This is a genomic window from Anabaena sp. UHCC 0451 (assembly GCF_034931405.1).
In the GTDB taxonomy this organism is placed as follows: Bacteria; Cyanobacteriota; Cyanobacteriia; order Cyanobacteriales; family Nostocaceae; genus RDYJ01.
On record NZ_JAYGHA010000021.1, the window covers coordinates 21,987 to 43,115 of the forward strand.

The 21,129-nt window shown below is 38.3% G+C and carries 16 protein-coding genes; 6 read left to right on the plus strand and 10 right to left on the minus strand.

Annotated features, from left to right (window positions below; translation table 11 throughout):
* From VB694_RS15570 to VB694_RS15585, 4 genes are all read right to left on the minus strand, one after another.
* Window positions 1-2,232 (minus strand): glycoside hydrolase, encoded by a 2,232-nt coding sequence (locus VB694_RS15570; RefSeq protein WP_323361236.1) that lies wholly within the window; start codon window positions 2,230-2,232, stop codon window positions 1-3.
* A 160-nt stretch (window positions 2,233-2,392) separates the two neighbouring features.
* Window positions 2,393-2,623, minus strand: a complete 231-nt coding sequence (locus tag VB694_RS15575; RefSeq protein WP_323361309.1) for a NifU family protein — start codon at window positions 2,621-2,623, stop codon at window positions 2,393-2,395.
* A 247-nt stretch (window positions 2,624-2,870) separates the two neighbouring features.
* The gene (locus tag VB694_RS15580) at window positions 2,871-4,655 is read right to left on the minus strand and encodes a sensor histidine kinase (protein ID WP_323361237.1); all 1,785 of its coding nucleotides are present in this window, start codon (window positions 4,653-4,655) and stop codon (window positions 2,871-2,873) included.
* A 331-nt stretch (window positions 4,656-4,986) separates the two neighbouring features.
* Entirely contained in the window at window positions 4,987-5,223 is a 237-nt protein-coding gene (locus VB694_RS15585; RefSeq protein WP_323361238.1) for a hypothetical protein, read from the minus strand.
* Between the two features lie 488 nt (window positions 5,224-5,711).
* Here VB694_RS15585 and lepA point away from each other — a divergent pair, with 488 nt between their 5' ends.
* The 5 genes from lepA (at window position 5,712) to VB694_RS15610 (ending at window position 12,567) form a co-directional block, all read left to right on the plus strand.
* The gene (gene lepA / locus VB694_RS15590; protein ID WP_323361239.1) at window positions 5,712-7,523 is read left to right on the plus strand and encodes a translation elongation factor 4; all 1,812 of its coding nucleotides are present in this window, start codon (window positions 5,712-5,714) and stop codon (window positions 7,521-7,523) included.
* 381 nt (window positions 7,524-7,904) lie between these two features.
* Window positions 7,905-9,092: a glycosyltransferase family 4 protein gene (locus VB694_RS15595; RefSeq protein WP_323361240.1), complete on the plus strand. Its 1,188-nt coding sequence runs from the start codon at window positions 7,905-7,907 to the stop codon at window positions 9,090-9,092.
* 163 nt (window positions 9,093-9,255) lie between these two features.
* Complete coding sequence (locus tag VB694_RS15600; protein WP_323361241.1) at window positions 9,256-10,302, plus strand: cyanophycinase; 1,047 nt, start codon at window positions 9,256-9,258, stop codon at window positions 10,300-10,302.
* A 377-nt stretch (window positions 10,303-10,679) separates the two neighbouring features.
* Window positions 10,680-11,711, plus strand: coding sequence for a VOC family protein (locus VB694_RS15605; RefSeq protein WP_323361242.1), 1,032 nt, complete (start codon window positions 10,680-10,682; stop codon window positions 11,709-11,711).
* 40 nt (window positions 11,712-11,751) lie between these two features.
* Window positions 11,752-12,567 (plus strand): DUF1838 domain-containing protein, encoded by an 816-nt coding sequence (locus VB694_RS15610; protein ID WP_323361243.1) that lies wholly within the window; start codon window positions 11,752-11,754, stop codon window positions 12,565-12,567.
* Window positions 12,568-12,690: 123 nt separating this feature from the next.
* Here VB694_RS15610 and VB694_RS15615 read toward each other — a convergent pair whose 3' ends face one another.
* From VB694_RS15615 to VB694_RS15635, 5 genes are all read right to left on the minus strand, one after another.
* Window positions 12,691-13,059 carry a pentapeptide repeat-containing protein gene (locus tag VB694_RS15615; protein WP_323361244.1) on the minus strand — a complete coding sequence of 123 codons (369 nt, stop codon included), beginning with the start codon at window positions 13,057-13,059 and terminating at the stop codon, window positions 12,691-12,693.
* 674 nt (window positions 13,060-13,733) lie between these two features.
* Window positions 13,734-15,305 carry a hydantoinase B/oxoprolinase family protein gene (locus tag VB694_RS15620; RefSeq protein WP_323361245.1) on the minus strand — a complete coding sequence of 524 codons (1,572 nt, stop codon included), beginning with the start codon at window positions 15,303-15,305 and terminating at the stop codon, window positions 13,734-13,736.
* An 84-nt stretch (window positions 15,306-15,389) separates the two neighbouring features.
* Window positions 15,390-16,073, minus strand: coding sequence for a Uma2 family endonuclease (locus VB694_RS15625; protein ID WP_323361246.1), 684 nt, complete (start codon window positions 16,071-16,073; stop codon window positions 15,390-15,392).
* 61 nt (window positions 16,074-16,134) lie between these two features.
* Window positions 16,135-18,234 carry a hydantoinase/oxoprolinase family protein gene (locus VB694_RS15630; RefSeq protein ID WP_323361247.1) on the minus strand — a complete coding sequence of 700 codons (2,100 nt, stop codon included), beginning with the start codon at window positions 18,232-18,234 and terminating at the stop codon, window positions 16,135-16,137.
* A 26-nt stretch (window positions 18,235-18,260) separates the two neighbouring features.
* Window positions 18,261-19,280, minus strand: coding sequence for an LD-carboxypeptidase (locus VB694_RS15635; protein WP_323361248.1), 1,020 nt, complete (start codon window positions 19,278-19,280; stop codon window positions 18,261-18,263).
* 389 nt (window positions 19,281-19,669) lie between these two features.
* On the opposite strand from VB694_RS15635, the gene VB694_RS15640 reads away from it, so the two are divergent.
* Window positions 19,670-19,951 carry a hypothetical protein gene (locus tag VB694_RS15640; protein ID WP_323361249.1) on the plus strand — a complete coding sequence of 94 codons (282 nt, stop codon included), beginning with the start codon at window positions 19,670-19,672 and terminating at the stop codon, window positions 19,949-19,951.
* Window positions 19,952-20,703: 752 nt separating this feature from the next.
* Here VB694_RS15640 and VB694_RS15645 read toward each other — a convergent pair.
* Window positions 20,704-21,123, minus strand: coding sequence for a hypothetical protein (locus VB694_RS15645; protein WP_323361250.1), 420 nt, complete (start codon window positions 21,121-21,123; stop codon window positions 20,704-20,706).
* Between the last annotated feature and the right edge of the window lie 6 nt (window positions 21,124-21,129).

Genomic DNA, 21,129 nt, shown 5'->3' on the forward strand with positions numbered 1-21,129 from the left:
TTAAGGTACTTCAATCGGAATCAAAGAATTTTCCGGCAAATAACTATGAAAACACCCATCATCCCCTAAAACCACAATTAAACGCAAAGGATAATCAGGAGGAACTTGCAAATCTGCCCAAGGTACTGCCACTTCTAAACAAGTATTTAAAGCAGCTTGGGCGCGAGTTGCACGAGGATGCCATTGATAATTATTTCCTGCTTCTCGAAATTGAACTGATTGGGTGAGTAAATTAATTTCTAGATGATGATGAAACAAATAATTAACTGGTGATAAATCTGGAACTTCCGCTAAAGGTACAGGACTATTCACCATTGTTCTATCTGGATAATACCAAAGTAAATTTAACTCTGGTGGTAGTTCTTTTCCTGGCGAAACGCCGCTTTTAAAATCTACCCGCAAATAGAAATTCAGGTGATCTACCCCATACCAAAGCCGCTGAATTAAGCTGCTATTGTGCATTGTTCCCCGTGCGCCACCAACTTCGATTCTGCCGGCTTTATCCCAGTCTTGTTCATCACCTTTACCATCAATAATGGGATGAATAAAGCCTTCTGGGCGGTGGTCTGCCCGTGCTTCATGGACTTCTAATGGTTTTGTTAAATAGGCGGGAATTGGTTCATTTAAGGCTTTATAAATGCCATATAAATGCTCACGAAATAACTGATCAAATATGGCATCTTGATTTGAAGAATGTCCTTCACCAAACCACCAAAACCAATCAGAACCTTCAGCCGCATATAAGGCTTCCCATGCAGTAGGGTTATTTTCTTCTGTAGCTTCGGGATGATTTGCTAAAGTTTGTCTGGCATGGGTGAGATAGTCCCAAGCGCGATTTTTGGCAGGATCTCCGATCCAAGTGGTAAAACTGCCATCTACCCATGAACCACTATGTAATTGTTCACCATTTATAGTAGCTGTAGCAGGATATTTTTCTAGAAATTCTGAGACAGTAACCAGTTTGATATTTTCTTGATTACTCAAATTTTGATACAAGGTTTCTAGGAAGGGTTTACCGTCTTGGGGATAAAATTCCCAGCAATTTTCTCCATCTAAAGCAATGGTAACTAACCAAGGTTGTTCACTTGGGTTTTCTCGTTGTTTTTTGGCGATCGCCTGTAAATGTCCTACTAAATCCGCTGTAGCCTGTTTCGGCTGCATGGAACTGTAGGTAAAACCAATCAAATCGGATAATCTATGATCCCTGAAAACTATAGATACATCACCTGCTGGAGTTTGCAAGCGATAGGGACGATAAAGTAATTCTGGTTGCTGCACATTTCCCGCCCCATCACGATGGAAAAAGTGTTTTATTGTCCAACCTAAGACGGCTTCATCTGAGCAAATCCACTTAAATCCCTGCTTAATAATATACGGCAGTATTTCTGGACTAACTGACTGTTCCGAAGGCCATAAACCCTTGGGTTCTTGCCCAAAACGGTCTTTATATAAATCCCAAGATTTCTGTAAATGCCGAGGAATGTCTTCCGCCCACTGAAAGCGATAGTTTGGTAATGTCATCTGGGGTACTGCTACCCGCCCAGAATTGGTATCAGCTAACAAGGGTAAAATCGGGTGAGTATAGGGGGTGGTGGTAACTTCTAGCTGTCCAGTTTCCTGCATTTTCCGGTGTTGGGGAATAATGCGACTAAGGATTTGCTTTTGTTTAGAATAAATCCGTTGGCGATCGCTTAAAGTAAAATCACGTCCCTGTTTTAACCAAGTTGCAATTTCCGGGTCATCCCAAAACAGCGGATCAATCCAAGCCAAATTATGCCAAGCTAGTAAATCGCTGTAATCTACCGCTTGCCAATTTGCTAAACACCAAGCTTGACCATGTTCCTGTCTTTGATGATACAACTCCCCATAACGAGGATGTGGATCAATTAAAGTATGGTGATTAGCATCAAAAAAATGTTGAACAATAAATTCTTTCTGTTCTGTGGTTAACTTTTCAACCGGTGTCAAACTGGCTGTCAAATAGGGATCAAAAGCAGTCCCCGCAATATAATCTTCTAGTTGCAAAATCAAAGACGGTACTAAATTCACCGTTTGGTGTAATTTAGGATACTTTTCTAATAGTAATATTAAATCTAGATAATCCTTAGTACCATGCAACCTTACCCAAGGTAGGCGATACTGCTGACTAGCAGAGGTAGAAACACCACCAGGAGACTTGTACAGCGGCTGGTGTTGATGCCAAATAAAAGCGACGTACAGAGGGTGAGACATGAGGAGTGATAAGTTATTGGGGATTTACTAATAATCTTGAATTATCAATGATAGTAATTGGTAATGGGTAATTGGTAATGGGTAATTGGTGGTTGGGAAAAATACTTCCCCACCTCCCCAGTCCCCAGTCCCCAGTCCCCAGTCCCCAGTCCCCAAGTCCCTAAACTACTTGTTCAATTTCCGCAATTTCGGGGATCATTTCCTTGAGACGGCGTTCAATACCCATTCTCAAAGTCATTTGTGAACTAGGACAAGAACCGCAAGCACCTTGTAAACGCAATTTCACAATAGGTCCATCAAGTTCTACAAGTTCCACATTACCCCCATCAGACATCAGATAAGGGCGCATTTCATCTAATACAGTTTCAACGTTTTCAGTTGTCAGTTCCATAGTTGCCATAGTTTTAGACCTGCTTAGTTAAGGATGGCTTTGAAAATGGGAATTGAGGATGCTTACCCATTTCCCAAAATATAACAGGAAGCAGGGAGGATAGGGGAGGCAGGGGAGATGGGGAGATGGGGAGAATAATATATTACTTCCTGCCTCCTGCCTCCTGTTCCCTGTTCCCTGTTCCCTGTTCCCTGCCTCCTGCCTTCTGCCTCCTGTTCCCTGTTCCCTATTCCCTATTCCCTTTTAATCAATTTTGAGATTCTATCTCACACTCGCTAGGGGAATACAACACCGGTTGTTGATAAAGTGGGACTGTGAAGGTGACAGTTGAGCCAAGTCCTTCACCCAAACTGTAGAAATGTACCTCACCACCCATGGCCTCTATGAGTTTTTGGGATATGGTTAAACCCAAACCCGTGCCACCATAATGGCGAGTGCGAGAACCATCCACCTGGGAGAATAATTGAAACAGTTTGTCTTGTTTATCTAAGGAAACACCAATTCCAGTATCTGCCACCCGCACTTTCACCATGCCGGGTGCTTGTGGTTTACTAGACTTACTTTTACTTTTTTTGACAACTAAATCGGCGCTGATGGTGACTCCACCTTCATGGGTGAATTTCAGGGCATTGCCTACCAAATTGAGCATCACTTGTAACAACCGTTGGTAATTACCTTGAACGATAATTTCATCGGAGGTAACAGGCATTTGCATTTGTAGGCTGAGGTTTCGCATCTCCGCTTGGGGACGGGTAAAGTTTTCTACATCACCGAATAGCTCATTTAGTTTAACTGGTGAGCAATCTAACTCCATTTTGCCAGCTTCGATTTTGGCAATGTCTAAGATGTCATTGAGAATATTCAGCAGGTGAATTGATAGCTGATGAGCTTCAGATACAAATTGATGCTGTTCTTCGGGATCATCTGCCATCCCTTCTAAAATCAGCTTTAAAAAGCCAATCATGCCGTTAAGGGGGGTACGAATTTCGTGGGATACGTTGGCGAGAAATTCGCTTTTTAAGCGGGAGGCTTCTTCAGCTTTTTGTCTTGCGTCTTCTAGTTCTTTGTATAAGGTAGCATGAGCGATCGCAGTTCCCAGCTGATCTGCTAACTCTTTACTTAATTCTCTTTCCGTTTCTGTTAATAATTGGTATTCATTGTCTAAACTCAAAGCCACTAAACCATTTGCCTGGTCTTGATAACTAGTCGCAACCAACAAAAATTTTTGCTGCTGAGAATTTTGGGAGATCGGCATCTCTATCACTATTGGTTCTAGAGTTGCCAAAGCCTGAACAAAGGCAGGTTCAGAAGATATCTCTATTTCTGAACCTAGCAGCGGCTCTAATTCTGCTTGGTGATATTCTGCGATTACCTGAACTTTTGTAGCCAGGGGCTGATAAGGACAGATAATACAACGCTCCAGTTTGAGAATTTTTCCTAAACTGTCAACTGTTTGCTGCCAAATAATATCTAAATCCAGTGTCCGGCGGATATTTCTGGTAATTTTGTTTAATAGTTTTTGGTATTGTATCGATAACTGCGGCACGCTACGCGATTGTAAAGCCAACTCTAGTGGTGAAGGCGTTTTTACCCCCTTATTCACTGCTTTACCATTGACTGGAGATGGTAATAACCTACCCATCACCAAAACTATTGTCGCGGTTTGACCTACTTGCGGCATCAGCGGAGTAATTGTCAACTCCAACTCAAGTAACTGCTGACTGCATTTAAACCAGCACTGTAATCTTTCCGGAACTAAAGTTGTTAAAATCCGGTGCAAGCTTTCCAGATAGGCAACTTTATCTACCGGAGTAAAGATTTCATTGTTATTAAGCACATCAACTATTTTCTCAGTCCCTACGTCTAGGAGTTCGCTGTGTTGCCAATCAAAGGTCAGATAACACCCAGTACCATCTTGCGTATATACCAACTCAGATGTAAGAGTTGGTAATAAGCCATCGGTACTGCGGTTAACAGATTCCAGGTTCTGAGAAAATAAATTTGGCAATTGGGTATTCGCAGTAATAGTCATTAATCGAGTTGGATAGACAAATTGCTTTCCACCGTAGTTGTACTAAAGCTGATTAAATTTTGGCATAAAGTTTTACAGCTTTAACACTTGCGATTATGTATTTTTGACTTTTCTGGAATCTAACGCCTTAAATTTTACATTTTTTATCATTTAGAGGGGATTGGGGATTGGGGATTGGATATTGGGGATTGGGGATTGGGTATTGGATATTGGATATTGGATATTGGGTATTAAAGTTATTCTCCCCTGCTCCCCTGCTCCCCTGCTCCCCTGCTCCCTGCTCCCCTGCTTCCCATCTCCCCTGCTCCCCATCTCCCCCTCCCTGGAGATATTAATCGTTCCATTCACCTCTGGGGGGAACAGGTGTACGGATTGGTGTACGTGTTAACTCATCATCTCTAGGTATATCACCCCTTAACCATTGGCGAATCGCCACTTCAATCACCTTGCTAGGATCGTTGGTGAGATGCTGAATTTGGGCTATTAACTCGGAGTCTAAACGAACAGCGATTTCTACCTTGTCGGGATGTATGTTTTCCGCATTGGTAGATTTTTCTTGCATATTCATAGGTTTAAAGGTTCTGAAATGTTATTATCAAAAAATGTCAAGCAGTTAGATTGACGATAGCGGCTATTTCACTGATTAAATCAAAAAGTACAGTTAGATAGCTATGCGAAATAGTAGCAAACTAAGAGGTCAAGTTTTAAATGACTCTAAAGGTTGTGTTTGTAAAATTGTTCATGATTTCTACTGTGTACTTAATTTATCTTTATTGTACGTCTCCTTTCTGGATCAATACAAATACCGATAGCTATAAATAGAGTTTCATACTTTTCTCAAATATTCACCTGTCTATAGAATCAGTTGTCCTGAATACTGGAGCTTCCCCGGTTTAGAAAACCGGGGATTTCTGAAGAGTCCACAAACGAACTTTCTTATGTGAAAGCAGCTTAATGTTAGAGTTTTGATTTTCAGACTGTCTTGGCTAAGAAAGCATTAAAATACATTAAGTAAATAGCTTTCACTTTTGGTTGCTGCTCAAGCAAAGATAGTATATGACTGACGTTCCCGCAGTTCGCATTCGCAATTTTTGTATTATTGCCCACATTGACCACGGAAAATCTACTCTCGCTGATCGCTTGCTACAGGTCACTGGTACTGTAGAGAACCGACAGATGAAAGAGCAGTTTCTCGACAACATGGATCTGGAACGGGAGCGCGGCATTACCATTAAGCTGCAAGCTGCCCGGATGAACTACACTGCTAAAGATGGTCAGCAGTATGTTCTTAACCTTATTGATACTCCTGGACACGTAGATTTTTCCTATGAAGTGTCTCGTAGTCTGGCAGCTTGTGAAGGTGCTTTGTTGGTTGTCGATGCCTCTCAAGGTGTAGAAGCACAAACTTTAGCAAATGTGTATTTGGCGCTGGAGCATAATCTGGAGATTATCCCGGTTTTAAATAAAATTGACTTACCAGGGGCTGAACCAGAGCGGGTAATTGGTGAAATTGAAGAAATTATCGGTTTAGATTGCAGTGGGGCAATTTTGGCTTCTGCTAAGGAGGGAATCGGTGTTCCTGAGATTTTAGAGGCTATTGTGGAGAGAGTACCTCCAGCAGCTAACACCGTAGATGAACGCTTACGGGCGTTGATTTTTGATAGTTACTATGATAGTTACCGGGGCGTAATTGTTTATTTCCGGGTGATGGATGGTAGTGTGAAAAAGGGCGATCGCATCTATTTGATGGCATCGGGCAAAGAATATGAAATTGATGAGTTAGGTGTTCTTTCTCCCAACCAAACGCAAGTTGAAGAACTACACGCTGGAGAAGTGGGTTATTTAGCTGCATCAATTAGGGCTGTAGCTGATGCACGAGTAGGAGACACCATTACCCTAGCCAAAGCCAAAGCCACAGAAGCTTTACCTGGTTACACCGAAGCCAACCCAATGGTATTTTGTGGGATGTTCCCCATAGACGCGGATCAATTTGAAGATCTGCGGGAAGCTCTGGAAAAACTTGAACTTAATGATGCAGCCCTGCATTACGAACCAGAAACATCTAGCGCCATGGGGTTTGGTTTCCGCTGCGGTTTCCTGGGTTTGCTGCACATGGAAATTGTCCAAGAACGGTTGGAGCGAGAGTATAACCTAGATTTAATTATTACAGCGCCTTCTGTGGTTTATAAGGTGATCACTAACAAGGGAGAAGAACTATACATTGATAATCCTAGCCGCTTACCTGCTCCCAATGACCGGGAAAGAATTGAAGAGCCTTACGTGAAGGTAGAAATGATTACTCCAGAAACTTATGTTGGCAGTTTGATGGAGTTGTCACAAAACCGTCGGGGTATTTTCAAAGATATGAAATATCTCACCCAAGGACGCACCACGCTAACTTATGAATTGCCTTTAGCGGAAGTTGTGACTGACTTTTTTGATCAAATGAAATCCCGTTCTCGTGGTTATGCCAGTATGGAATATCATATCATCGGCTACCGGGAAAATCCTTTGGTGAAGTTGGATATCATGATTAACGGTGATCCCGTAGATTCCTTGGCGATGATTGTTCATAGAGATAAAGCTTATAATGTTGGCAGAGCAATGGCTGAGAAGCTCAAAGAACTGATCCCACGTCATCAATTTAAAGTACCCATTCAAGCGTCTATTGGTAGTAAAGTGATTGCCAGTGAACACATCCCTGCTTTGCGGAAAGACGTTTTGGCTAAGTGCTACGGTGGAGACATCAGCCGCAAGAAAAAACTATTGCAGAAACAAGCCAAAGGTAAAAAACGCATGAAATCTGTAGGTACGGTGGATGTACCTCAGGAAGCTTTTATGGCAGTGCTGCGGTTAGATCAAAATTAGAGCAGGAGTCAGGGAGTTAGAAGCAGAAATTACACCCCTGCTCCCCTACTCCCCTACTCCCCATCTCAATACTGCTCGCTTTGTGAATTGAAAAGTTGTGACAGCGGTTTGGGTAAAGGTTTTTGTCTTCCCAAAGCTACTTCTGAAAAATAATCATCATCTATACAAATTACACTCTTCGGGAATTTTAAAATCCAAAATCACAAATAGTTCCCTAACGTTGACTACTCTGATAAGCTTGATCCAAAAAACTCTTAAAAAATTAAAAAATTACAGAATTTTCGTAATCACTTTCATGGTAATTGCACACTTATTATTTTGATATCAATGTAGTTTTTTTTAGTTTTTTAAATTTTTGTAAATCATCGGAGAGTTAAGTCAATGAAAATATTAGTGCTGAGTTGGGAATTTCCGCCAAGAATCGTCGGAGGAATTGCCCGTCATGTGGGAGAGTTATACCCGGAATTGGTCAAGCTAGGGCATGATATTTACGTAATTACACCTGAAGTTAAAGAAGCATCTCTGTATGAGGTAATTGAGGGTATTCATGTTCATCGAGTACCAGTAGAAAATAGTAACGATTTTTTGCACTGGGTCGTGAATTTAAATGAGAGCATGGGAAATCACGGTGGTAAATTGATCAGGTCAGAAGGTGTGTTTGATATTATTCATGCTCATGATTGGCTAGTTGGGGATGCAGCGATCGCTCTCAAACATACTTTTAAAATTCCCTTAATTGCTACCATCCATGCCACAGAGCATGGACGTTACAACGGTATCTACAATGACACGCAACGCTATATTAGTGGTAAAGAAAAGTTACTAACTTATAATGCTTGGCGCATCATTGTGTGTACTGAATATATGCGAGGTGAAGTAGTCAGAACTTTACATAGTCCGGGAAATAAAATAGATGTTATTTATAACGGTATTCGTCCAGAAAAAAAACAGCATCACGAAGATTTTCATGCTCAAGATTTTCGTCGCCAATTTGCCGCAGATCATGAAAAAATTGTTTATTACCTGGGACGGATGACTTATGAAAAAGGCGTATCTGTATTACTTAATGCCGCTCCCAAAATACTTTGGGAAATGGGGGGTTACGTTAAATTTGTGATAGTTGGCGGTGGGAATACTGAGCATCTGAAACAGCAAGCTTGGGATTTAGGAATTTGGGATAAATGCTATTTTACTGGTTTTCTCTCTGATGAATACTTAGATAAATTTCAAACCATTGCCGACTGTGCAGTTTTTCCTAGTCTTTATGAACCATTTGGAATTGTGGCTTTAGAAGGCTTTGCTTCTAGAGTACCAGTTGTGGTTTCTGATACTTGTGGTTTTCCTGAAGTAGTTCAACATACAAAAACAGGTATTGTCACGAAAGTCAATAATCCTGATTCTTTAGCATGGGGAATTTTAGAAGTTTTGCAAAATTCAGGTTATCGAAAATGGTTAGTAGATAACGCATATCAAGATTTAGAACGACGGTTTCGATGGCCGAAATTAGCCAAAAGAACAGAAGCGGTATATGAAAGAGTGCTAAAAGAGCGATCGCAAATTGATTGGTAATTAAATACAGATGAAAACTGAGGTTTTTGCAGAGTAGCATCTAGAATTAATCATTACTCTGCATTTTTTGCCGTAAAAAAACACTACAAAGTCTATACGCTGGGAATTTCACCCCTGTTGATGAGAAAGTTAATATGATTGCTGTTTGCGCCAAAAGGTAACTATGACAAAAGCATTCCCAAATTTAGCCAGGCGCTTGAAGAATGCAAAAACCAACCTGTTGAGGATGGTAAACCGGATCATAAACCGTCTGAAAGCAAACTTGAAGCGATACTGGCAAGACATCACCACTGATATCCGTCCTCCCTCAGCTAAAACAAATTATAAATTACCCTTATTAGCCGGTCCTGTGCATAATTTGGGTGGAGGTGGTCCAGATGTTGATGACGCTATTCAGTGGATGATTAATCAAGTCAGAGGTGGTTCTAAGTCCAATACAAAGGTAAATGTTTTAGTTATTCGCGCTGCTGGTAACGATGATTACAATCAGTTAATTTATCGGATGATAGGAGTAAACTATGTAGAGACTTTAATCATTAGCAACAGACAAGAAGCTAACAGAACAGATATTTTTGATAAAGTCAGAAATGCTGGTGTCATCTTCTTTGCTGGTGGTGATCAATGTGAATATATTCGCAACTGGAAAAACACTAAATTAGAAGTTGCTGTCAAGTCAGTTTATGATAAAGGTGGTGCTATTGGTGGTACTAGTGCAGGGGCAATGATTCAAAGTGAATTTGTTTATGATTCTTGCGCTTGTGAAGATAGCATTGAAACCAAAGAAGCACTTGATGATCCCTATCGCAATATTACCTTTACTTATAACTTATTCCAGTGGAAATATTTACGCAAAACTATTATTGATACCCATTTTGATGAACGCAAAAGAATGGGGAGAATTATGGTTTTTATTGCCCGTCAAATTCAAGATGGTGTATCTGCAAATGCGCTAGGAATAGCGATTAGTGAAGAAACATCTTTACTTGTGGATAAATATGGAATTGCTAAGGTTATAGGTAAAGGTGCTGCTTATTTTGTGCTAGGAGATCACCCACCAGAAGTTTGTCAATCTGGAAGTCCTCTGACATATCATGACTATAAAATTTGGAGAGTTCCTAGAGATGAGACATTTGATTTAAATAACATCCCTTCCAAAGGTTATTATCTCAGGAGTGTGAAACGGGGAAAATTTGATTCTGATCCTTATTGATGGATGCACAGATAGATTTTGAACACGAATACAAGGTTAAGTAATTTGTAATAATTCAGATAAGGCAATAAGATCCCCGACTTCACCAGAGCAATTTATCATTTATGGACACCATAAATCAAAGAAGTCGGGGATCTGGGTATGAACGATTGCTATAGCTGAATACTTACAGTAATTTGTATTTTTGTTTTAATTATCTATGTTATTTTTAGTTTTTGTAGTGCGGGCATCTTGCCCGCTTTAATATAAAAAAATCCTTTTCATCGAAAAATATATTTAATTCATAACAATGTTAGTCTAGAGTTTTAAAAATCTGACTACTACAAATTTGCAAAAAGTTGTCAAAATAAAGACAATAGATAAAATTTGATTTGGCTATGACTCAAGAAACAATTACTACAATTGCAGGTATTTATGAAGTGTGCATCGGCGTTATAGAACCAATTTCAGCAATTCAATATTGGCAACAGTTTGGTTATCGCATTGGGGAAGTGGGAGAATTAAACGCAGAGACGGCTGATCAATTATATGGGGTAAATTCCCCATTACAAGCAGTTCGTCTTGATCACCAAGATGCAGATCATGGTTTAATCAGGTTGATGAGTTGGCAAAATCCCACAAATCAAGGTTTGGGTATTAGTTCCATGAAAGTCAAAGGTAATCGCTGGACTACTGCTTTAACTACTGACTTGCTAGGGATTTTAAACCACGCCGAAAATGCCAAAACCGCTGGTGAAACAATCCGCTATACTTACCCATACTGGGAAGTCATTTATCAAAAAGAACAAAAAAGCCGTCCTTTCTTAGCACCTGCGATGGGAGTCAGAGAAATGCTACTGCTACAACCTCTGACACGACAGGTATTATTTCAACGCTTTGGTTATGTTATGCCCCATTATGGCAAAATCAATCATGATGCAGCGTTTAGCACAAGCCAGTTTACCCATCTGGGGTTAATTGTTCAAGACGACAGCAAAGAAACCCTGCGGTTTTATGAAGAGGTTTTAGGTTTGTTGCGTGTGCGGGATGATGTAGAAACTACTTATGAATCTTCTTTTGCAGGAAGGGATTTTTTTGAACTCCAACCAGGGGAAAAATTTATAGTTACAGCTTTTGATGATCCTCGTTCTTCTCGAACTGACTTAATGACAGCACGCAGTGGTAGACTTTATATTGTGCGTTTTCCAGAGAACATCCCCTTAGAATCACGCTTTAGATTTGCCCAACCGGGAAGTTTGGGTATGTGCCTTTACACTTACCGGGTACAGGGAATAGAAACTTATTTTGACCGAATTCAGAGAAGTAATGTCCAGAAATTTACTAAGATTGTCAATAATGAATTTGGGGAAATGAGTTTTTCTTTTGTTGCTCCAGATGGCTATTTCTGGACTTTGGTAGAAAAAAATTAGAAAAAAATTAATTTAATCAGAATCAGGAGAAAATGATTATATGGTCGCACACATTCAGGAAGTTGATGCCCAACAATGGGTTAAAACTCGCTCTTCCCTCGATGCTAATGAATCTACTTTTCTGGTTTGGACGGGTAAAATTTATAGCTTTATACCTGGAGAAAAGCGACAAATATTATTTAAAATCATTGGCATGAGTGCTAGTCGGTGTATTCTCACTGCTGAAGGTCGTTGGGATTTTACTTCTAGAGAACTAACTTATTACCTGAACCCAGAGTCAGATGAGATTGTGCGAAAATGGGAAAATCCTTGGACGGGGGAAACTGTATCCGTGATGCACGTTGCTAACAGCCCGGTGCAAGGTAAGTTTAAAGGTAAGCTACCAGTGGAAGTGGAAGGTGAAAATACTACCTTTGTATTTGATCTGTTTCCACATTATCCCAACCCTTTGGCAGAAGATCCCAAGTTTGCGGCCTATTGTCCATCTCAAATTTATCAAGCAGCTGAGTTGTTTAAAATCACCGTCAAGAGTGCAGATTTACTGAACTCAGAACTGAATTCTGTCACAGAACTAAAATTAAGTTGGGATAGAATTGGTCAATGGTTGCCTTGGATGAAGATGGGAGAACAGCCAGGACAACTTATCTATAGTGCTACGGGTAGTAAGGTGGGTGGTTTTACAGAATTACCTCCACTGCTACAAGCGGAAATTAATAACCGTCTTCCTTTATATAAGCAAGCACCAACTGCTTTTCTGGAAGGGGAAGATATGACTTCTTGGTTGTATTTCCAAAAGAATTTTCCGGCTTATTTAGCTGGAGAAACCTTTCCTTTACCAGCAGCAGAGGAAGATTAGTTTCAGAAGGTAGATAAGGTAACAGGGGACTGGGGAGATGGTGGGAAAAATTAATTCTGACCCCTGAATTCTAGCTCATCACAAAAAAACTTTCTCTGGCTGACGCTACGCTATTAGCAAGCCCTAAAACTTCCGCATATTATGATTCACAGGGTCAAAACCCCTGGAAAAGCTGGTGCTTTCATCATAACAAGCACCCGTTAAATTTGCACCATATAACTTAGTATAGTGAAGTTTAGCACCTCGAAGATTAGCTTCAGAGAGATTAACACCGCACAAATTAGCCTTTGTCAAATTAGCATTCGCTAAGTTGGACCTGCTTAAATCAGCACCCCAAAGTTTAGCCTTAGCAAGATTAGCTGCACTTAAATCTGCTCCCCATAAATTGATACCAGGTAAATAAGCATCAATTAACTTGATTCCACTTAACTGAGCAGATAAAAAATATCTCTCTCCAGCGGCATAACGCCGTTTAATATCCTCAGCATTCATTTGTATTTCACTGGCTTCAGCAACAACAGTGATTTTGATTTATATCTCTGATTTAACCACAAAAACAGCCAAACCGCTATCTACTTCCTGGCTCTAGCCCTGTATTTTCCCATCTTTGGCAGTAAGATTAAAAACCAACAAATTGATACCAGAAAAATAACGATTAATTCTTTATACACGAAAAAGCGCCTGAGTCCTTTTCGCTTACTCAGGCACTCCCCCGTATAACTTTATACCACTTCACTCTGTAATGTAACGTTTGTAATCCTCGACATTGCTATTAGGGAAAGCACTGTTAGGATAACCTGTAACAAACATGAATGAAGTGGTATCACTCCTTGCATTTAATAAGAATATCTCTTTTGACACCAAATAGCTAGTGTAGAGAGTGACAGTTTTTGAACTGACACTAGTTAAAAACGACGCAACCGGGATAGTAACTAACAAGACAAAGACAAACAGTAAACATTTCCTGCAAAAAGTATAAAATATATAGGGCTTTAGTTGAGAGTCAAAAAGCCGGATGCAAGAGACAGTGAACAATAAACCACGATAACTGAAAACTGACCCATCATGGGACTTGTATCTATTTACTAAACATAGAGATTAAGTAAGAAGTTATCCAAGCTACAAACCACAACTAGAAAAAAGCTACCGCTTGCTTTTTAGACTAATTAACTACAACCCCCACCTCCGGGCGTTTCAATCACAAAAATATCTCCTGGTTGCATCTCAACAGTTGCGGTACTACCTAAAATCTCCTGAGTGCCATTTTGGCGTTGTACCCAGTTGTGTCCTAGCTGTCCAGCTTCTGCACCGTTTAAGCCAAAGGGAGGAACTAAGCGATGTCCAGAGAGAATATTCGCAGTCATCGGTACTAAAAACTTAATGCGACGGATTACCCCATCACCTCCAGGATGTTTTCCTTTTCCTCCACTATGGGGACGTAAACTAAAGCTTTCCACTTGTACAGGATAACGGGTTTCTAAAACTTCAGGATCAGTCAAGCGGGAGTTAGTCATGTGGGTATGAACCCCATCAGTACCATCAAAATTAATGCCGGCACCAGAACCACCGCAGATGGTTTCATAATATTGATATTGCTGATTCCCAAAAGTGAAATTATTCATAGTTCCTTGGGAAGCTGCCATCACACCCAAAGCACCATATAAAGCATCAACAATAGTTTGAGAAGTTTCTACATTTCCTGCTACTACGGCTGCGGGATAATTGGGGTTTAACATACAACCTTCAGGAATAATAATTTCTAAAGGTTTGAGACAACCAGCATTCAGGGGTATATTATCATCAACTAAAGTCCGAAACACATATAACACTGCGGATTGAGTGACAGCTTTCGGAGCATTAAAATTACTATTTAATTGTGCAGATGTACCAGTAAAATCAATTCTTGCATTACGATTTTCTCGGTCAATTGTTACCTTAACTTGAACTTTTGCGCCATTATCCATTGCATAAATAAATGAGCCATCTTTCAAAACATCAATTGCTCTTCTAACTGATTCTTCTGCATTATTTTGAACAAACTGCATATAGCTTTGAACTGTTTCTAATCCATATTGATTGACCATTTTACCGAGTTCTTGAACTCCTCGGTTATTAGCAGCAATTTGGGCTTTAAAATCTGCAATATTTTGGTCAGGATTTCGACTAGGATAGGGATGATTTAACAAATGATTTCTCACTGCTGTTTCTTGAAATTCTCCCTGCTCTACTAAGAGAAAATTATCAAAAATAATCCCTTCTTCTGCTACTGTTGTACTATGTGGAGGCATAGAACCGGGAGTAATACCACCTATATCTGCTTGGTGTCCACGGGAAGCAACATAAAATATGGGACTGGGGACTGGGGACTGGGGACTGGGAATAATTTCGTTATTCTTTAAAAAGACGGGGGTAATAACTGTGACATCAGGTAAATGTGTTCCCCCGTTATAGGGATTATTTGATAAATAAACATTTCCTGGTTTGATATTCTCACGTTGAGCATCAATTAAACTGCGGACACTTTCACTCATTGAGCCTAAATGTACGGGAATATGAGGAGCATTAGCAACTAATAAACCTGACCCATCAAAAATAGCACAAGAAAAATCTAATCGTTCTTTAATATTGACTGATACTGCTGTATTTTGCAGAACAATTCCCATCTGTTCGGCGATGAATTGATAGAGATTTTTGAATATTTCTAACCGGACGGGATCTGGTTGAGATGTTGTGTACATTTTTTACATTGTTAATTTCAAAATTAAAATTAATTTTAGGTTGGGTTGACGCAAGGAAACCCAACCCATTTTTTCAATTATTTTTTAAATTGTATCTGGGTTAATATTTAATTCCCGCAATTTTGCTGCTAAACGTTCTGCTCGTTGAGTTTCACGTTCTGCTGTTTCTTCAGGTGTAGGAACTAAATTTTCTCCTGGTGTGAAATAACGCAATAAACCCTGATGAATTCCTAAATATAAACCTAATTGTTCACTCCACAAACATCCTTTTTCATTGGGTTTTATAGGTTGATATTTACCATTTACTAAATGAAAACCGGCAAATTCTAATGTATAGGGATCAAACCAAAAATATTCCGGTGTGCGGAAAGTTTCTTGATAAAGTTCTTTTTTAGATTCTCTATCGGTCTTTGCTGTGGTTGGTGAGAGAATTTCGACAATTACATGAGGATATTTACCATTTTCTTCCCAGACTACCCAGCTTTTACGCGTTTTGCGATCAGTTCCTAAGACAACAAAAAAATCAGGACCCCGGAAATTTTCTGTTTTCTTCTGGTTATGACTATAGTAAATTGTCAGATTTCCCGTTGCATAGAAATCATTTCTATCTTTCCATAACCATTTAAGGCATTTTATTAAGAGCATAATTTGCTCTAGATGTAGTTCTGTTTCCACTGGAGGTTCATCACTATATAAGTCGCTAGGTGGGAAAATCACCTCTTCTTCAGAGATGTTTTTTTCAGATACTATTTCTTGAGTAATCATCATGATATGATACCAAGTAGTTATTTGTTTATTTTAGCATTAATTACATTCATTAGAAATATCACTAAATAAGACGTTCTAAAATTAAATGATTGCGTTCAGTTAATTTTGCTTTCCAATTAGGTTCAACTACAATGGTACTAATCTTTTCAATAATAATTGCAGCACCATTTAGAGAATCTCCTGGTTGTAAATCTTCCCGAATATAAACTGGTGTATTATGCCATTTTTCAGCAGTAAACATCTGAACTACTTCTACAGGTTGAGGTTTTTCATCTAAAGAACGTTGACGCATGATAACAGGTTCTTCAGGAGTATCCATTTTTTGAATTACTTCTACAGAAATAGATTCAATAATTAAGGGTTTTTCTGTTTGAATAAATCCATAACGTAATCTATGCTCATTTTCAAATTGTTCTTTTATTACTGCTACATCTATATTAAAATCAATTGTTAAAATTGAATTAGTTCCTTCATATTTCAAATTTAGTTTATTAACTAATTCCTCTTTTAAGTGGATTTCTTCCTGATCTAATTCTTTCCGTGCTTCAATTTTCAAAAATGCCATTAATTGCTGTAATTGAGGAATTAGTGTTTGATTTAAAGGTTGTTCTACTCCTATTACTTTGGTAGCTCTCACATCAGCTAAACCCATTCCATAGGCGGAAAGAACACCTGCGAAAGGGTGCAGAAATATCTTTTTCATCCCTAAAGTATCAGCAATTAAACAAGCAACTTGTCCACCTGCACCACCAAAACAACAAAGTGCATATTGACTGACATCATAACCACGTTGGAGGCTGATTTTTTTAATAGCATTTGCCATATTTTCGACAGCAATAGAAATAAAACCAGATGCTACTTGTTCGGGAGTTTGATAATTTCCGGTGACAGATGCAATATCTTTTGCTAATTGTGTAAATTTCTGAATTACTATTTCTTTATCTAGAGGTAATTTCCCTTTACTACCAAAAACTACGGGAAAATATTGAGGTTGAATTTTTCCTAACATGACGTTAGCATCTGTGACTGTTAATGGTCCACCACGTCGATAGGAAGCTGGTCCTGGATTTGATCCAGCAGATTCTGGTCCAACACGATAACTAGAACCATCAAAAAATAAAATTGAACCACCTCCCGCAGCGATGGTATTAATTGCTAATACGGGAACTCGCATCCGCGCACCAGCAATTTCTGAATCTAATTGTCTTTCATATTCTCCTTTAAAGTGAGCAACATCCGTACTTGTTCCTCCCATATCAAAGGTAATAATTAAATCAAAACCTGCTCTTTTGCTAGTTTGCACTGCACCGACAATACCACCGGCTGGACCACTTAAAATGCTATCTTTTCCTTGGAATTTTGCTGCATCGGTTAATCCTCCATCGGATTTCATAAACATTAATTTGACGTGGGATAAGTGACTAGATACTTGGTTAACATAACGACGGAGTATAGGAGTTAAATAAGCGTCAACAACGGTTGTATCGCCTCTACTTACAAGTTTCATTAATGGACTTACTTGATGGGATATGGAAATCTGTGTAAATCCAATTTCTTGGGCAATTTCGGCTACTTGTTGTTCATGTTTAGGATAGCGATCGCTGTGCATAAATACAATGGCACAACTTCTAATTCCTGTATTATAAGCTGTTTGTAAATCCTGTTTTATTTGTTCAATATTTACAGGTATTAATTCATTACCTTGAGCATCATATCTTTCATCTACTTCAATTACTTGTTCATAAAGCATGGTAGGTAAAATAATCTGCCTAGCAAAGATATTGGGGCGATTTTGGTAGCCAATTTTCAAGGCATCTTTAAAACCTTTAGTAATCAGCAAAACTACCCTATCACCACGTCTTTCTAACAGTGCATTTGTAGCTACTGTTGTTCCCATTTTGACTACTTCTATGGTTTGATAGGGGAGAGCTTCATGAGCAGAAAGTCCGATAATATCCCGAATTCCCTGAATAACTGCATCTGCGTATTGTTCAGGATTTTCTGACAATAATTTATAGACTATCAACCATTCCTCCTTAAACAGAGGAACAATAAAAAAACGTTCTGTATAATGTGATAGTCTGTCTATGATGGACTGATTATTAGTGAGAGCAACTATATCAGTAAAAGTACCACCTCTGTCTGCAAAAAATTTCAACATGATGTAAATTTATCAAAAATTAATGTTTAATTTACAGCCGATTCTAACATTGTGATTGTGCCATTATCAGCATCTATTTTTACTTCTAAACCCACGGGTATTGTAAATTTATTCTGAATATGACCAATCATAGAACCATACCAAGCAGGAATATTTAAAGGTTTGATATGTTGTTGTAATATTTGCATTAATGTAAACGAAGGTTGATCTGAAGCTTGACAATTTGTACATTGTCCAAAAATAAAACCGGCAATTTGATTGAGAATACCAGCATTTTTTAACTGCGTTAGCATTCTGTCTACTCGATAAATATCTTCGCCTATATCTTCTAAAAATAAAATATTGTTATACCATGATGGCAAATAAGCAGAACCTAGCATTGCAGTGACAACTGATAAATTACCACCAATTAATTTACCTCTAGCTTTACCTGGTGTAATTATTTCTATTTTTCCTTCTGGTGTGGTGTTATTTTCCATTGTTAATTTTTCCCCATTAAATAAGATACTTTTAAAGTAATCAATTGTAAATTGATTCCAGGTAGAAGTAGCAACTGCACCATGAAAAGTAATTAAGCGACTACGAGCATTAATAGCTAATAATAAAGAAGTAATATCGCTATATCCGATGATAATTTTCGGATGAGAACGGATGAGAGGATAATTAAGTAAAGGTAAAATTCGATTACAACCCCAACCACCACGCATGGCGATAATGGCTTTTACAGATTTATCTACAAACATTGTATGAATATCTTGGACACGGTTGATATCTGTTCCAGCTAAATAGCCATCACGGTCTAAAATATGCACGCCTGTTTTCACATTTAGTCCTAAGTTTGTAAAAGTTTGCTTGGCCTTTTCTATATCTTGGACTTCAATAATACCCGCAGGAGAAACTAAGCCGATGGTGTCACCTATTTTTAACCGTGGTGCTTTGATGGTGGTTGGTGGTGAAATTTGACTTTGGGCAATCACTGGAGAAATTTGCGTTGCCAAGGTGCTTAATCCCAAACTAGCCAGGAATTGACGGCGGTTGATAGTCATGGGGAATGTAGACTGAAAAATTACTATAACTAAGTTTTAACTAAAAGTGACATGACCACACGGGAAATCTAGTAATTTTAATCTTAAATATTTCTTAAGATTTTATAAATAAAAAGATACATTAAGAATGGTATGTAAAACAAAAATTTAGTAAAAATTTTACACAATTGGTTTAGCACTGATAAAACCCTACAGATACCTGAATTCTGCTGTATATTGTCTTGTTATTGTTCATGCTCTTGGCGCACTCTGAGCAGGAAAAAAAGAAGCTCAAATTTTAAACTTCCCCACAGATGATATACTATGTTTAGATAGGTAGCTAAAGTATCATACTTAGCAATATCACAAAATGGTATTTATTTAATTGCACATTTAAACACGTACAAGCTATGGAAACTACTGCAAATTTAATTCCCGAATTTGAACAATTATTTAGACAAAAACTCAAACTAAATAATTGTAAACTCAAGAAGAAAAGACAAGAGAATAATTATGAAATTACTACTCCATCTAAAGACGTTTTTTTGATGTATTGGTGTGAATTTCCAGAGATTAACTTGATATATCAACATATAGGGGTACGCACAGCACAAACAGGAGTTTATGAAAAGGCTATCCGTTCCCACATTAATTTTTGTGTCACTAGCATTAAGGATAAACCACTGTCTTAGGGACTGCCAATCAAAAGAAATATTTAATTGATTCTTGTGGGGTAAGGCATCTTACCTACCCTTAACCAGGAAGCTGTGAAAGCCAGTTCCACAAAACCAAGCTTTTTTTAAGATTTATCAACAGAGGTTTTTAGCTAACAAGCAGAAGCCTCTTATCTATCTGTAAAAGAGGTGATGAGATGAATAAGTAGCGTGCCATAGGTATACATTTAATAACTAATAACTGATTTAATAAAGCCCCCTCCTGAACGATTAATAACAAGAAGGGGTTTGGAGCTAAAGTCCGGTAGGGTAATCGGGCTATTTAATATTTAATATTTATTAGCTATTTATCAAGTCCTCCTGAAGATAGATTAATTCCTCCTGAAAATTCTGTGTTGGTATAATAAAAAAAATCCCTCGCTGTCAGATATCAACGAAGGAATATATTATTTAAGTTCGTCAGGTGATCGGAATATTTAATTATTTAGTATTTATTGTCTGTATCTTTATTCCTCCATTAGATAGAGAAATATTGAGAAATCAGGTTAAACTCGTATACTAAAATACTAGAGATTGATTTTGCCTAAATATAGATACAGCAGAATGCAAGAGTCAGCAATAACGGAGGAATTCTACACTTTTAAGTTGAGAAGTAGAACCTGCTTGATAAGTCTCTCAACGTTGACAAATCTAATACCCAGAACCCCAAATTATGCGGGAAATGGGGGATTTTTATCTTACCAATCTGCTGTATATTCAATTCCAGAATTCTATTTTAAAGACTCTCTAACTTTTAGAATTTGGTGATCAGGAAAAATATTTATTTTCAATTCTCTCTCTATTATGTAGAGACTGCTGAGTATAAGACTAATTATAGTTAAAGTGTACATTGTCTGTAAAAAGCCATTTAGGATTTTAAATTTTGAATCTTTTAACCGTTGTTGTGAACGTTTTTCTTTACCTATTAATAATACTAGATAAAATCTACGTTTAAAAAATGGAATATAAAGTCTCATATCTACCGCAGATGAATTACTAACGCGCTTTACAAATACTCTTTTTAACTCTGTCAATTGAGCATCAGTAAAAGTTGCGACTATTTGAGCAGGAATACCAGCTAAAATTTTCTGATCAAAATAGTCTTTTTGATTATTATTTAGACCTGTAGGTTTTGTGGATTTATTAGCCATTTTGTT